The sequence below is a fragment of the Paracoccus onubensis genome (genome assembly GCF_003591515.1).
Lineage (GTDB): Bacteria > Pseudomonadota > Alphaproteobacteria > Rhodobacterales > Rhodobacteraceae > Paracoccus > Paracoccus onubensis.
This window is the reverse complement of sequence record NZ_QZCG01000018.1, coordinates 68,356-82,567: the sequence shown is the minus strand read 5'-3', so window position 1 is coordinate 82,567 and position 14,212 is coordinate 68,356. Positions and strand designations below refer to the sequence as shown.

11 protein-coding genes are annotated in these 14,212 nt (G+C 59.2%); 8 read left to right on the top strand and 3 right to left on the bottom strand.

All coding sequences use genetic code 11. The features are described from left to right. Together D3P04_RS21155 and guaD are read left to right on the top strand one after the other, a co-directional pair. On the top strand, window positions 1-438 hold a 438-nt coding region (locus D3P04_RS21155; protein ID WP_182912955.1), incomplete at its 5' end, for an XdhC family protein. After that, window positions 426-1,715 (top strand): guanine deaminase, encoded by a 1,290-nt coding sequence (guaD, locus tag D3P04_RS21150; RefSeq protein ID WP_119751865.1) that lies wholly within the window; start codon window positions 426-428, stop codon window positions 1,713-1,715. The genes D3P04_RS21155 and guaD, both read left to right, overlap by 13 nt. Window positions 1,716-1,861: 146 nt before the next feature. On the opposite strand, the gene D3P04_RS21145 is transcribed toward guaD, so the two are convergent. Then, entirely contained in the window at window positions 1,862-2,659 is a 798-nt protein-coding gene (locus tag D3P04_RS21145; protein ID WP_119751868.1) for a helix-turn-helix transcriptional regulator, read from the bottom strand. Between the two features lie 163 nt (window positions 2,660-2,822). Between D3P04_RS21145 and D3P04_RS21140 the strand changes: the two genes are divergently transcribed. The 6 genes from D3P04_RS21140 to D3P04_RS21115 all read left to right on the top strand — a co-directional run bounded on the left by D3P04_RS21140 (window position 2,823) and on the right by D3P04_RS21115 (window position 10,360). Beyond that, window positions 2,823-3,590, top strand: a complete 768-nt coding sequence (locus tag D3P04_RS21140; RefSeq protein WP_119751864.1) for an SDR family NAD(P)-dependent oxidoreductase — start codon at window positions 2,823-2,825, stop codon at window positions 3,588-3,590. A 22-nt stretch (window positions 3,591-3,612) separates the two neighbouring features. Beyond that, a complete protein-coding gene (locus tag D3P04_RS21135; RefSeq protein WP_119751863.1) occupies window positions 3,613-4,884 on the top strand; it encodes a D-arabinono-1,4-lactone oxidase in 1,272 nt (423 codons plus the stop codon). A 62-nt stretch (window positions 4,885-4,946) separates the two neighbouring features. Further along, the gene (eutH, locus tag D3P04_RS21130; protein WP_119751862.1) at window positions 4,947-6,143 is read left to right on the top strand and encodes an ethanolamine utilization protein EutH; all 1,197 of its coding nucleotides are present in this window, start codon (window positions 4,947-4,949) and stop codon (window positions 6,141-6,143) included. A gap of 230 nt (window positions 6,144-6,373) precedes the next feature. Then, complete coding sequence (locus tag D3P04_RS21125) at window positions 6,374-7,906, top strand: mannose-1-phosphate guanylyltransferase/mannose-6-phosphate isomerase (RefSeq protein WP_119751861.1); 1,533 nt, start codon at window positions 6,374-6,376, stop codon at window positions 7,904-7,906. A 141-nt stretch (window positions 7,907-8,047) separates the two neighbouring features. Continuing rightward, on the top strand, window positions 8,048-9,280 hold the full coding sequence (locus D3P04_RS21120; protein WP_119751860.1) for an aromatic ring-hydroxylating oxygenase subunit alpha: 1,233 nt from the start codon (window positions 8,048-8,050) through the stop codon (window positions 9,278-9,280). Between the two features lie 3 nt (window positions 9,281-9,283). Then, window positions 9,284-10,360, top strand: a complete 1,077-nt coding sequence (locus D3P04_RS21115; protein WP_119751859.1) for a hybrid-cluster NAD(P)-dependent oxidoreductase — start codon at window positions 9,284-9,286, stop codon at window positions 10,358-10,360. Between the two features lie 63 nt (window positions 10,361-10,423). On the opposite strand, the gene metH is transcribed toward D3P04_RS21115, so the two are convergent. Together metH and D3P04_RS21105 are read right to left on the bottom strand one after the other, a co-directional pair. Further along, complete coding sequence (gene metH, locus D3P04_RS21110; protein ID WP_119751858.1) at window positions 10,424-13,135, bottom strand: methionine synthase; 2,712 nt, start codon at window positions 13,133-13,135, stop codon at window positions 10,424-10,426. Next, window positions 13,128-14,171, bottom strand: coding sequence for a homocysteine S-methyltransferase family protein (locus D3P04_RS21105; RefSeq protein WP_119751857.1), 1,044 nt, complete (start codon window positions 14,169-14,171; stop codon window positions 13,128-13,130). The genes metH and D3P04_RS21105 overlap by 8 nt, the downstream gene beginning before the upstream one ends. Window positions 14,172-14,212: the final 41 nt, after the last annotated feature.

Here is a 14,212-nt window from a genome sequence, read left to right as displayed (position 1 = left end):
GCATTGGCGCTTGCGCTGCACCCGCTGCCGGTCAATGCGGTCCTGATCGATCAACGTGCCGAAGAGCTGTCGCTGGCGACCCCTGGGCTGGATACCCGTCTCACCCCGCTGCCCGAAGCCGAAATCCGCCACGCCCGTCCCGGCAGTTTCATCGTCATCGTGACCCATGATCACGCGCTGGATTTCCTGCTGGCCGCAGAGGCGCTTGCCCGAAACGATCTTGCCTATATCGGCATGATCGGCAGCGGCACGAAGCGCGCGCAGTTCAACCGCTTTGCCCAGCAGCGGGGGATCGACCCCGCGCCGCTGATTTCACCGATCGGCGCGGGGTTCTCACCCGACAAACGCCCGGCGGTGATCGCCGCCTTTACCGCTGCCGAGTTGATGACCCGGCTGAACGCAACAACTTCCTTGTCAAGGCACTCATGCAACATCTGATCCGGGGGCGCGTCCTCGGCTTTCACGCCGATCCCGCCCAAACCGAAGACAATCACCGCTATCTCGAAGACGGCGCCATTCTGATCGAGGATGGCCGCATTGTCGCTGTCGACGATTATACCGCGCTTGCCCGGCCCGATCTGGCCGTGACGGATCACCGCCCGCATCTGATCATGCCGGGTTTCATCGACCCGCATATCCATTTCCCGCAGGTGCAGGTGATCGCAAGCTGGGGCGCGCAGCTTCTGGACTGGCTGAACAGCTATACTTTCCCGGAAGAGGCGCGTTTCAGCAATCGTGGTCACGCCACCCGCATGGCAGGGCTGTTCCTTGATCAACTTGTGGCGCATGGCACGACCTCTGCCGTTGCCTTCTGCTCGGTTCATCCCGAAAGCGCCGAGGCGTTGTTCGAGGCGGCCGAAGCCCGGAACATGGCCATGGTCGCCGGCAAGGTGATGATGGACCGCAACGCGCCGGACGGGGTTCTGGATACGCCGCAGCAGGGCTATGATGACAGCAAGCGGTTGCTGGAGAAATGGCACGGGCGCGGCAGGCTGCGTTATGCGATCACGCCGCGCTTCGCCATTACCTCGACGCCGGAACAGATGGAGATGGCGGGCGCCTTGGTCCGCGAATACCCGGAATGTCACCTCCAGACCCATCTCAGCGAAAATCTCGAAGAAATCGAATTTACGCTAAATTTATACCCCAAGGCACGGGATTATCTGGATATTTATGAAAGTTACGGGTTGCTTTCGGACAGGCTATTGCTTGGACATTGCATCCATCTGCGTGAACGTGAAATCGCCCGGATGGCGGAAACGGGCAGTCGTGCGGTGTTCTGTCCGACCTCGAATCTTTTCCTTGGCTCGGGGCTGTTTGACGAGGCTGGGTTAAGCGCGGCGGGTATCGTCAGCGGAATCGCCACGGATGTCGGCGGAGGAAGCAGTTATTCCATGCTGCAGACGCTGAACGAGGGTTACAAGATCCTGCAGCTGAACGGGCAGAAACTGCATCCGCTGAAGGCGTTTCACTGGGCCACGCGCGGAAATGCCGTCGCATTGGGGATGCAGGACCGGATCGGGACATTGGCTCCGGGATCGGATGCGGATCTGGTCGTGCTGAACGTTCATGCCACCGGCGCGATGTCCTTGCGGGCCGAGCGGGCGCAAACGCTGGCCGAAGAATTGTTCATTTTGCAGATCATGGGCGACGATCGCGCAGTTCAACAGGTCTATATCGCCGGAGCGCCAGCGAAAGACATAACGGGCATTTAGAGCATGTCGCGCCTTCCCGGATTGGTTCCCTCTTCTCCTCCTTCTTCTTTGCGGTAAATACCTCAGGGGTCCGGGGGCAGCGCCCCCGGCCTTCGCGGGACGCACATAACCGCCGTTTCCGATTCAGCGCGACAGGCTCTTGGGCCTTATTCCACAAGATGGTCAATAAATCGCTGGAAGAGCTCGCTTTGGCTGGAAATGCCAAGGCGGCGATAGATGTTGGACCGGTGAAGCTTGACCGTGCCTTCCGTAATGCCAAGATGCTCGGCGATTGACAGGCTGCTGTGTCCGCGCAGGATCAGTTGAGTCACCGAATGCTGGGCCGGGGTAAGCGCATCCCCGAAAACCTGCTGAAAGACCAGGTCGGCATCCCGGCGAGCGGCCGGGGCGTCCGCCTCCGAATTCTGGATGAACGGCCAGTGCTGCCTTATGCTGGCGGCGATGATCGGTGTCAGCCTGGCCAGGGACTCGAATTCGGCGTCGTCGAATAGCTGGCCGCCGCGATTGCGCATCAGTGAATAATTGGCTGCCGTTCCGTTGGCGAGGGGAACGATGAAGCCCACTTCCTCGACCAGCGTTCCGGCCTGATCCGAAATGCAGGGATGAACCTCGCGCGACCATGCGAATTGCGCGTCATAAAACCGGTCCGGCGCCAGATCGCGCATGCGCCACAGACCTTCGGCCACGCCCGAGACGCAGGCGGTATAGAAAGGATCCAGAAGATAGGCCCCGCGAAGATAGGAACGCAGGGCGCGACGATCGACGGTCTCGGAATAGCCGTCATGGATGACGATGGGCCTATGGTTGGAACTGAAGACGAATGCGCAGCTCATGTCGAATTCTGCCGCATATTCTGTCAATGAATCAAGAGCTTGTCCATAATGCACATTGCCGGTGGCCGCGATCATCCCTGCCACCGCATCGGAAAGTCGTTGCGAGATCATCTGCCCGCCTCCGGACATATAACTTTCGACATATGGCCATTCATGTGCTGTCGCCTAGGCTTTCTCTTACCCGGCCTTGGGAGGGACCGGCCCAGGGTTCGCCCAGGGTTCCATGAACCCGTATTGTGGCCGGGTGCGCAAGTTCTGGTCAAGGGAGGCTGATGTGACAGGAAGATTGGCGGGCAAGGTGGCGTTGATTACCGGCGGTGCGGGCGGTTGCGGACTGGCCGCGTCAGAGCTTTTCGCGGCGGAAGGCGCGAAGGTCGGTATTGTCGATCTGCCGCAAAGCAAGGGGGACGACGTCGCCCGGCGTTTGCGCGATGCCGGCCATGACGTGATTTTTGCCCCTGCGGATGTTTCGGACGCAGATCAGGTGAAGCATTGCGTCAAGGCCGTGACGGACGCATTTGGGCCGGTCACGGTGCTGATGAATCATGCCGGAATTCTGGCAGCCGTGCCATTCCTCGAAACAAGCGAGGAGGAATGGGACAGGATCATGGCCGTGAATGTGAAAAGCATGTTCCTTGTCAGCAAGGCGGTGCTGCCCGGCATGATCGAGGCGGGCGGCGGCAGCGTGATCTGCACCTCTTCGATTTCAGCGGTGGTCGGCACGCCGATGGAAGTGCTTTACTGCACCAGCAAAGGCGCGTGCCACATGTTCGCGCGTGCATTGGCCGTAGAGTTCCGGGACCGCAATATCCGCTCGAACGCGGTCTGTCCCGGTTTCATCGCGACCGCTCATGGCCTGCGCGAGATCGAGTTGCTGACCAAAAATGGCGTCGATGTATCCGAGGAGGCCATCGCCGCCGCTCAGGGCAGGCTTTGCCGTCCCGATGAGGTCGCGAAAGCTGCTTTGTTCCTGGCCAGCGATGATGCGAGCTTCGTGAACGGGGCGCATCTGTTCGCCGACAATGCCTACACCGCCATCTGATCCGGAAGCAAAGGGGGAAGATATGAACACGTCGTCACATGGGATGACCATCAATGATTTCGGCCTGGAACACGCCCATTGGCGCAACTGGGTCGGTAACCAGTCCTGTGTCCGCGCCGCAAGAGGGGCGCCGCAAAGCGAAGATGAGCTATGCGCCATGATCGCCGATGCGACAGCGAAAGGGCTTAATGTCCGGGTTGCCGGCTCGGGTCACAGTTTTACACCGGTTGCCCTGACCAACGGGCTTCACCTGACGCTGGCCAATATGAAGGGCGTCAAAAGCATCGATCATGAGAAACGCAGGGTGACCGCCTCTGCCGGGACGACGTTCAACGATCTTGTCAAGGTGCTGAAGGCGGAAGGCCTGTCGATGATCAATCAGGGCGATATCGACAGTCAGGCGATTGCCGGGGCGTTGACCACCGGTACGCATGGCACCGGCGCGAGTCTGCCGGTTCTGGCGGATTCCATCGTTGGCATGCGTCTGATCCAGCCCGATGGGTCCGTCCAGATCGTCGATGAAAGCACGCCCGAGCTTCTTCTTGCCAGCCGTGTTTCGCTGGGAACATTAGGGGCGATTTCGGAAATGACGCTGCAACTGACCGACAGTTACCGGCTGCACGAGAAAATCTGGCGCGAGGATTTCGATTCCGCGATGGAGAGGCATGACGAGCTTGCCGAGACGCATCGTCATTTCAGCTTCTTCTGGTGCCCTTATGAGGAAAGCCGGCATTGTTATTGCCTGCCAGACACCTCGGCCACCTCGAAGACGGGGCGCAGTACGGATGTCTGCGAAATGAAGGTGATCGACATCACTGACGCGGAACCATTCGAAACCGAATTCGAGAAAGTCGCCTATAGTTCGGATGTCTATCCGATCGAATATATCGCGAATTTCCACGAACTCGAATATGCCGTACCGCGCGAACACGGAAAGGATGCAGTGCGCGCGGTTCGCAAGCTGATGCTGGAAGAGTTCCCCGAGGCGATCTATCCCATCGAATACCGCTTCACCGCCGGTGACGAGGCGTGGCTTAGTCCCTTCTACCGGCAGGACAGCGTGACCGTCTCGGTCTCGGGCGAGCCCGGCAAGGATTACTGGGATTATCTGCGTGCGGTCGATCGGATCCTGCGCAGCTTTGGTTCGCGTCCGCATTGGGGCAAGATGCACTTCCTGACCGGCGAGGATGTTACCTCGATCTATCCGCGCGCCGACGATTTCCGCGAGTTGCGGCGCAAGCTGGACCCGGAAGGGGTCTATCTCAACGACCATCTGGCTCAGCTTTTCCGCTGAGCTTTCGGTGGAAGCGGACTGCAAGAATCCGCCCGCCTCTCACCTCGACAGGGAGTTCGCCAATGGCCCATATCGGCACATTCGTTATCTACATCATCATGATTTCAGCGATTATCGGCGCGGTTGCCTCGATCATCGACAGCGAAAGCCCGTTGGGGAAAGAGTTCAATGCGGGTCTCCACGCCATCGGCTATATCTTCATTCCCGTGGCCGGGATCATGGCATCGATCCCTTATCTTTCCGCCTTCGTTACGGCGGTGATCAGTCCTGCCTTTCAGGCAATCAATGCCGATCCGGCCATGGCGGCGACCTCGATCATCGCTGTGGATATGGGCGGTTATCAACTGGCCAAAGAGCTTGCGCTCTCAACCGAGGGCTGGATCATGGCCTCCCTTACCGGATTCATGGCCGGCGCCACAATCATCTTCACTATCCCCGTGGGGCTCGCCATGCTGGACAAGGAAGATCATGAATTCATGGCCGTTGGCATCATGTGCGGCGTGTTGTCGATCCCTATAGGCGTGCTGGTCTCTTGCCTGGTGCTGGGCGTGATGGAGGTTGCAATCCGGCCCGAGATCGCGGCCACCGGGGAGGCGACCTATCAACTGGCGATGGGTATGCTGGGCGTTTTGCGAAACATCGCACCGCTGATTCTGTTCTGTGTGGTCCTTGCAGTAGGGTTGCGGCTGTTTCCGGCATTCATGATCCGGCTGTTCCTTGGGTTCGGGCGGATCATGAATGCGGCCATCACGCTGGTTCTGGTTTTCTCGATCGTCGAATATTTCACCGGTTTCTTCACCTCGATTTTCGGTCACTGGGGTTTCGCCCCGATCATCGCTGATGAAGAGGACCAGTTCCGTGCGCTTGAAATCGCAGGCTATATCGGGATCATGCTGTGCGGTGCGTTCCCGATGGTCTGGATGCTGAATCATTTCCTGCAAAAACCGATGCAATGGGTGGGAGCCCGGCTGGGCCTGTCATCGGCAGGCACGGCCGGTCTGCTGGCCGCCTCGGCCAATGTGCTGGCGATGTTCAGGTTGATCAAGGACATGCCACCGCGCGACAAGGTGCTGGTGATCTCCTTCGCGGTCTGCGGTGCCTTCATGTTCGGGGACCATCTGGCCTTTTCGGCGAATTTCCAGCCGACAATCATTCTGCCGTTGCTGCTTGGGAAACTGGCGGGAGGTGTGGCAGGGTTTGCGCTTGCGGTCTGGGTATTGGCGGCCCGGTCCAAACAGCCGTTGGCGTCAAGCGGCTAGAATTGCCTCGCCCCCGCGCCAGACCGCAGGTTGCGATAGGACTTGAACGCTTGTGGGCGGCATGTTCGGGCGGGTGGGAAAAATGGCGAAACAGGTACGCGCCTCCGTTCTTCGGCACTTCCACATAATGCCGAAAATTGTAGCGATCTCCTTCACTGGCCACCCGATTGCGGGCATGTTTGTCAAGGCGCAATGCGGTGCCGTGTTCAGGGTAATTGGGACATTGGACGATGAAGGATCATGTTTCGGGGAAAATCACCCCTGTATTGCTGGCAGGAGGTTCCGGCACGCGGCTTTGGCCCGTTTCACGCAAGACATTCCCCAAGCAATTTTCTTCAATTACGGGCGATGAAACGCTTTTTCAGGCGGCGGTTCGCCGCCTCGCCGGGCCAGTCTATGCACCACCAATCGTCATGACGAATGCAGATTTCCGGTTCATCGTTGCCGGGCAGCTTGAGCAAACCGGCGTTTCGGGCGCGACAATCGTTGTCGAGCCTGTGGGTCGGAATACCGCTCCGGCCATATTGGCTGCCGCGCAAATGGTCGCCTCGGGGAACCCTCTTGGTCTGGTTCTGGTCGCGCCATCGGATCACATGATTTCGGATTCAGCCGCGTTTTCGGCAATTGTGACGAAGGCGGTGGAAATTGTGAAAACCGGCCGGATCGTCGTTTTCGGTGTCCGGCCAGACCGTCCGGCATCCGCCTATGGTTATCTGGAACTGGCCGATCAGGAAGGCGATTTTCAGATGGTGCGCCGCTTTATCGAGAAACCGGCAACCGATCGCGCGGCGGATCTCCTGGCCGATGGCAATTGTCTGTGGAATGCGGGGATATTCCTGTTCCAGGCGCAGGCCATGATCGACGAATTCCGAAACCATGCGCCGGAATTTCTGTCGCCGGTTCAGGCCTCTCTTGATCTTGCCCGACATGATACTGATTTTCTGTGGCTTGGGGATGAGCCGTGGCGGGAATTGCCGGATCGCTCGATTGATTATGCGATCATGGAAAAATCCGGGAATATTGCGGTCTGCCGCCTTTCTTGCCACTGGGCCGATCTCGGTGGATGGGATTCCGTCTGGCATGAGGCGGTGGCGGCCTGTCCGACCGGAAATGCAGTTGTCGCGGATGAGGGCGCTACCGCGATAGATTGCCGGAATGTGTTATTGCGTTCGGGGGGCGACGATTTGCAGGTCGTCGGCATCGGATTGCGGGATATGATCGTCGTGGCCACAAGCGACGCGGTTCTGGTGGCGGATTTGAAACGGGCGCAGGATGTGCGTCTGGCCGTTGATGCGCTCGCCGCGAAACGGCGCAAACAGGCCGTCGCATTTCCGAGGGAACACCGCCCCTGGGGGTGGTATGAGACGCTGGCGCGCGCTGATCGGTTTCAGGTCAAGCGCATCATGGTCGAACCGGGTGCGTCGCTTTCGCTGCAAAAGCACATGCACCGGTCAGAGCATTGGGTGGTCGTTTCCGGAACCGCTCAGGTGACGATCAATGACGACCTGCGGCTGGTGAGCGAAAACGAGTCCGTTTATGTGCCGCTGGGCGCGGTTCACCGGATGACGAATCCGGGCAAGGTACCGGTCATCCTGATCGAGGTGCAGACCGGTGTTTATCTGGAAGAAGACGATATCATCCGCTATCACGATCAATATGCGCGGCCGGTTCATCCGCAAATGCCCGTGGATGGGGACGGGGCTGAAGCCCTGCCGTTCGCTGCACAAGCAGACGTGAATAACGCTGCGCGCCACGTGTCTTAATCCGTCAATGTTGTGTCGCAAATTGTCCTTATGGCCCGGCTGCAGAGGTTAGATTGGTAAAACAGGCAGTACGACTCAGCGGTCGTGGAGCCTGCGTCAACCAAGTCGCGCATGATGCGCATGTCACAAGCCAGGTACGTGATGATCACAGCACACTCTACCGCCGAACTGATCGCGGCCCGAAAGCCCGGCTTCTCGTTGCCGCGCGATCTTTACTGCAGCCAACAGGCATATCAGGATGATCTGGAGCAAATCTGGTATCGCGAATGGCTGTTCGCGCTGCCTTCCTGCGAGATTCCCTCGACCGGCAATCTTGTTACGCTGAATGTCGGACAATATCCGGTGATCGTCGTCAGGGGTGCCGATGGCCGTATTCGTGCCTTCCACAATGTCTGCCGGCATCGGGGGCAGCGGCTTTGTCCCAAGACCAATGGCACCGGTCCCAAACTGGTCTGCCCATATCATCAGTGGACCTATGATCTGGACGGCAAACTCCTTTATGCGCGCGATATGGGTGAGGGGTTCGATCCGGCGAAATTCGGGTTGAAACCGGTTCATTGCGTCGATCTGGGCGGCATGGTTTTCATCTGCCTTGCGCAAATCCCCCCTGCCATCAATGAGCTTGCCCAGAATCTGATGACCTATCTCACCCCCAGCGGGCTTGCAGATTCCAAGGTTGCGTTCAGCTCGACCATCATCGAGAAGGGCAACTGGAAGCTGGTGATGGAGAATAACCGCGAATGTTATCATTGCGGCGGCTCGCATCCTTCGCTTTGCCGGACCTATTCGGAAGATCCCGAAATGACGGTGATGGAGGGGCCGCATTCCGCCAGCGACATCATTCTGGAACATTGGGACCGCTGCGACGCCGCCCGGTTGCCCTCCCGTTTCGTGAGCGCGCCGGATCTGCAATGGCGCATGGCGCGGGTGCCGCTGATGGATCATCAGGAAAGCTTCACCATGTCGGGCAAGGCCGCCGTCGCCCGGCGGATGGGAACGATTCCGTGGAACGATGCCGGGTCGCTGATGTTCTATCATTTCCCGACCAGCTGGAACCATCTTTTGCCCGATCATGCCATCCTCTTCAGAATCCTGCCGATCAGCCCGACGGAAACCGAAGTCACGACCAAATGGCTGGTCCACAAGGATGCCGAGGAAGGGAAGGATTACGACCTGGCCAAGCTGACCGAAGTCTGGCTGGCGACAAATGACGAAGATCGTCAGGTGGTCGAAGAAAATCAGGCCGGCATCCTGAGTCCGGCCTATGAGCCCGGTCCTTATTCTCCGCGGCAGGAAATGGGGGTTCTGCATCTGATCGACTGGTATTGCGGAGTAATGAGCAGCCGGCTGGCGTTGCAGACGGCGGCGGAGTAGGTAATGGTCAAGCAGCGTATAAACTGGTCGGCCGAGCCGTGGGACGATTCCGAGCTTCTGGAATTTACCCAGATGGTGCCGGAAACGGCGGATACCGCGACATTTACCTTTCGCGCGCCGTCCGGTGCCTGGTTCGATTACGAGCCGGGGCAGTTCATCACGCTGGACCTGCCCGTGCCGGGCGGGAATGTGCAGCGAACCTATACGCTTTCTTCTTCGCCTTCGCGGCCGATGTATGTCTCGATCACCGCGAAGGCGCAGCCCAATTCGATCGCGACCCGGTGGATGATGGATAACCTGAAGCCGGGAATGCAGGTCAAGGCGTACGGTCCTGCCGGGATTTTCAGCCTTCAGCGGCATCCGGGTGAGAAATATCTTTTCATTTCTGCCGGTTCCGGAATCACGCCGATGATGTCGATGACGACATGGCTGTGGGATTCGGGGAAGAAACCCGATGTCGCTTTTCTCCATGCAGCCCGGCGTCCATCCGATGTGATCTTCAAGGAACAGTTGCATCACATGGCAAACCGGGAATCCGGTCTGCAGTTGCATATCACCGTCGAAGAGCATGACGAGTTTCAGTCATGGCACGGTTATCGGGGCAGAATCAGCCAGTTGATGCTAGGTCTCATGGCGCCCGATTACCTTGAGCGAGAGGTGTTCTGCTGCGGCCCCGAGCCCTTCATGCAGGCGGTGCGCGATATCCTGATCTCGCTTGGCTTCGACATGGATCATTATCATCAGGAAAGCTTCGGCGCGCCGGTCGAAACCGAGGCCGAGGCACCGGATCTGGACGATGTCGTTCCGGACGTGGAATCCAAATCAGAGCTTGTATTTGCCGCGTCGGGGGTCAGTGCGCGCTGCAACGAGACCGATACCGTTCTGGCCGTTGCCAAGGCAAGCGGACTGAATATCCCCTCGGGCTGTACATTCGGCCTGTGCGGTACCTGCAAGACCCGCAAGCTCGAAGGCGAGGTGCATATGGTCCATAACGGCGGCATATCGGATGAGGATATCGAGGCGGGGTATATCCTGGCCTGTTGCTCGAACCCGATTGGAAAGGTCGTTGTGGATATCTGACACGGCACCGGGGGATCGTTTCCCCCGGGTTCCGTCATCCTCGGTCATGGCGATGGCTGCCTGTCAGGCAACCGCATCCTTGCGGATGTAATTGAGGATCGGGGCCAGCCAGCGTTCCGTTTCCTTTAGCGACATCCCTTTGCGGGTGGCGTAATCCCGAACCTGATCCTCTTCGACCTTGGCGACACCGAAATAGTAAGCCTCGGGATGTCCGATATAGAATCCGGACACCGACGAACCCGGCCACATCGCCATGCTTTCAGTCAGTTCGACGCCCGTTGCATTGGTGGCGTCAAGCAGGTTGAACAGGGTCAGCTTCTCGGTGTGATCCGGTTGGGCAGGATAGCCGGGAGCAGGGCGGATACCGTCATAACGCTCGGCAATCAGGTCGGCATTGCCAAGATTCTCGTCCGGCGCATAACCCCATAATTCGCGGCGCACACGTTCATGCAGCATCTCGGCCATGGCTTCGGCGAAACGGTCGGCCAGCGCCTTGACCATGATCGAGGAATAATCGTCATTCGCGCGCTCGAACCGGGTGGCGATCTCGGATTCCTCGGGTCCTGCCGTGACCACGAAGCCGCCGACATAATCCGGCCCGGCTCCTTCCGGCGCGACGAAATCCGACAGCGCCACATTCGGACGGTTACCGCGTTTCCACACCTGCTGCCGCAGGGTGTGCAGCATGGTCAGGGTCTCTGTCCGATCCTCGCCGGTATAAAGACGGATATCGTCGCCTACGGAATTGGCAGGCCAGAAACCGACCACGGCACGGGGGCGGAACCAGTTTCCGTCGATGATGCGGGCAAGCATTTCCTGAGCCTCGGCGAACAGGGCACGGGCAGCCTCGCCCTGTTTCTCGTCATCGAGGATGCGGGGATAGACGCCTTTCATTTCCCATGTCTGGAAGAATGGCGTCCAGTCGATATAGCGGGCGATATCCTGCAAATTCCAGTCATCGATGATGCGCGTACCGGTGAAAGAGGGGGTATGCGCCGCGAAGCCGGCCCAGTCCAGCTTAAGGGCGTTTGCCCGCGCATCGGCCAAAGGCAGCCGTTTTTTGGCCGCTTCCGAGCGTTCATGCCGTTCGGCCACATCCAGATATTCGGCGCGGATATTCTCGATATAAGCTTTTTGCTGCGAGGGGCTCAACAGCGATGACACGACACCGACGGCCCGGCTGGCATCGGTGACATAGATCGCCGTGTTCTTCTGATACTGCGGAGAAATCTTGACCGCGGTATGGGTCTTCGAGGTCGTTGCCCCACCGATCAGCAGCGGGATATTGAAACCCTCACGCTCCATCTCCGAGGCGACATGCACCATCTCGTCCAGAGACGGGGTGATCAGGCCGGAAAGGCCGATCGCGTCGACATTCTGTTCGCGCGCGACCTCAAGGATTTTCTGCGAGGGCACCATCACGCCAAGATCGATCACCTCGTAATTGTTGCAGGCCAGGACGACGCCGACGATATTCTTGCCGATATCGTGTACATCGCCCTTGACCGTGGCCATCAGCACCTTGCCCGCAGTTTCGCGGTCACTGCCGCCGTTCAGGCGCTTTTCCTCCTCCATATAGGGCAGCAATACGGCGACGGCCTGTTTCATGACACGGGCGGATTTGACCACCTGCGGCAGGAACATCTTGCCCGCGCCAAACAGGTCACCGACGACATTCATACCGGCCATCAGCGGTCCTTCGATCACGTCAAGCGGCCGGGTGGCTTGCAGGCGGGCCTCTTCGGTGTCGGCTTCGACATATTCGACAATGCCATTGACAAGCGCATGCTCCAGCCGCTTTTCGACTGAAAATTCGCGCCATGACAGGTCTTTCTCACGTTTGGGGCCACCAGCCTCGCCACGGTATTTTTCGGCTATTTCCAAAAGCCGCTCGGTGGCGTCGTCGCGACGGTTCAGAACGACATCCTCGCAAGCCTCGCGCAACTCGGCGTCGATCTGATCGTAGACCGCAAGCTGTCCGGCATTGACGATGCCCATATCCATCCCGGCCTGAATGGCGTGATACAGGAACACCGCGTGCATCGCCTCGCGCACGGGCTCATTGCCGCGAAAGCTGAAGGACAGGTTCGAGACGCCGCCCGAAATATGAGCATGTGGCAGGTTCTGGCGGATCCAGCGGGCCGCCTCGATGAAATCCACGCCGTAATTGTTATGTTCTTCGATCCCGGTCGCGATGGCGAAGATATTCGGGTCGAAAATGATGTCCTCGGGCGGGAACCCGATTTCCTCGGTCAGAATCTTATAGGCGCGGGCGCAGATCTCGGTCTTGCGTTCGAACGTGTCGGCCTGTCCGGATTCGTCGAAGGCCATGACGACCACCGCCGCACCATAGGCCAGACAGAGCCCGGCATGATGGCGGAACTGTTCCTCGCCTTCCTTGAGGCTGATCGAGTTCACGACGGATTTGCCCTGCACGCATTGCAGCCCGGCCTCGATTACCTCCCATTTGGAACTGTCCAGCATGATCGGGACGCGGGCGATATCGGGTTCAGCCGCAAGAAGATTCAGGAACTCGACCATCACGGCTTTCGAATCGATCAGCCCCTCATCCATGTTGATATCGATGATCTGGGCACCGTTCTCGACCTGATCGCGGGCGACTTCCAGCGCCGTGGCGTAGTCGCGTTCCTTGATCAGCTTGCGAAAACGGGCCGAGCCGGTGACATTCGTGCGTTCCCCGACATTCACGAAGGGAATGTCAGAGGTCAGGACAAAGGGCTCCAGCCCGGAAAGGCGCAGAAGACGTTCAGGCATATTCCGGCACCTTTCGGGGGCTATGTTCGGCCACGGCTTCGGCGATGGCGCGGATATGTTCAGGGGTCGTGCCGCAGCAGCCGCCGACCACATTCACAAGCCCTTCGCGGGCGAATTCGGCGACCTGCTGGGCGGTATCCTCGGGGCCTTCGTCATATTGACCGAAGGCATTGGGCAGGCCGGCATTGGGATAGGCGCAGACCAGCGTATCGGCCACGCCCGAAATCTCGCTCAGATGCGGACGCATGGCCTCGGCGCCAAGGGCGCAGTTCAGGCCGACCGTCCAGGGGCGGGCATGGCTGACGGAATACCAGAAGGCCGTGGGCGTCTGGCCCGATAATGTGCGGCCCGAGGCATCGGTGATCGTGCCCGAGATCATCAGCGGCAATTGCCTGCCATGCGCCTGCATCGCCTGTCCACAGGCGAAGATCGCGGCCTTGGCGTTCAGCGTGTCGAAAATGGTTTCGATCAGCAGGAGATCCACCCCGCCCTCGATCAGGGCGGTCGCCTGTTCCAGATATGCCACGCGGAGGCCGTCAAAGCTGATGGCGCGGAAACCGGGATCGTTCACGTCCGGGCTGATGGATGCCGTGCGGTTGGTCGGGCCAAGGGCTCCGGCGACATAGCGCGGTTTGCCGTCTTCCGCAGTCGCGCGGTCCATGGCGCGGCGTGCGGCCTGCGCACCGGCGACGTTCAGATCATGTACCGCCGCCTGCAATCCGTAATCCGCTTGCGCGATCGTGGTCGAGGAAAACGTGTTCGTTTCGACGATTTCTGCCCCGGCCATGGCAAATTTGTAATGGATCTCCTCTATCACCTTGGGTTGGGTGAGGCTGAGCAGATCATTATTGCCCTTTTGCGGATGCTCGGTCCTGTGGCGCAGGGATTGGCCCGAGGAGGTGCCGGTAAAATCACCCTCGTCCAGCCCCAGCGTCTGGATCTGCGTGCCCATGGCTCCGTCCAGAATCAGGATTCGCTCACGGGCGGCGCGGTTCAGCGCCTCGAATACGGGGGAAAGGGTCAGTTTGCCGCTCATTACTCTTATCCTTGCTCAGGCCAGCCGTAACATAGGCAGTG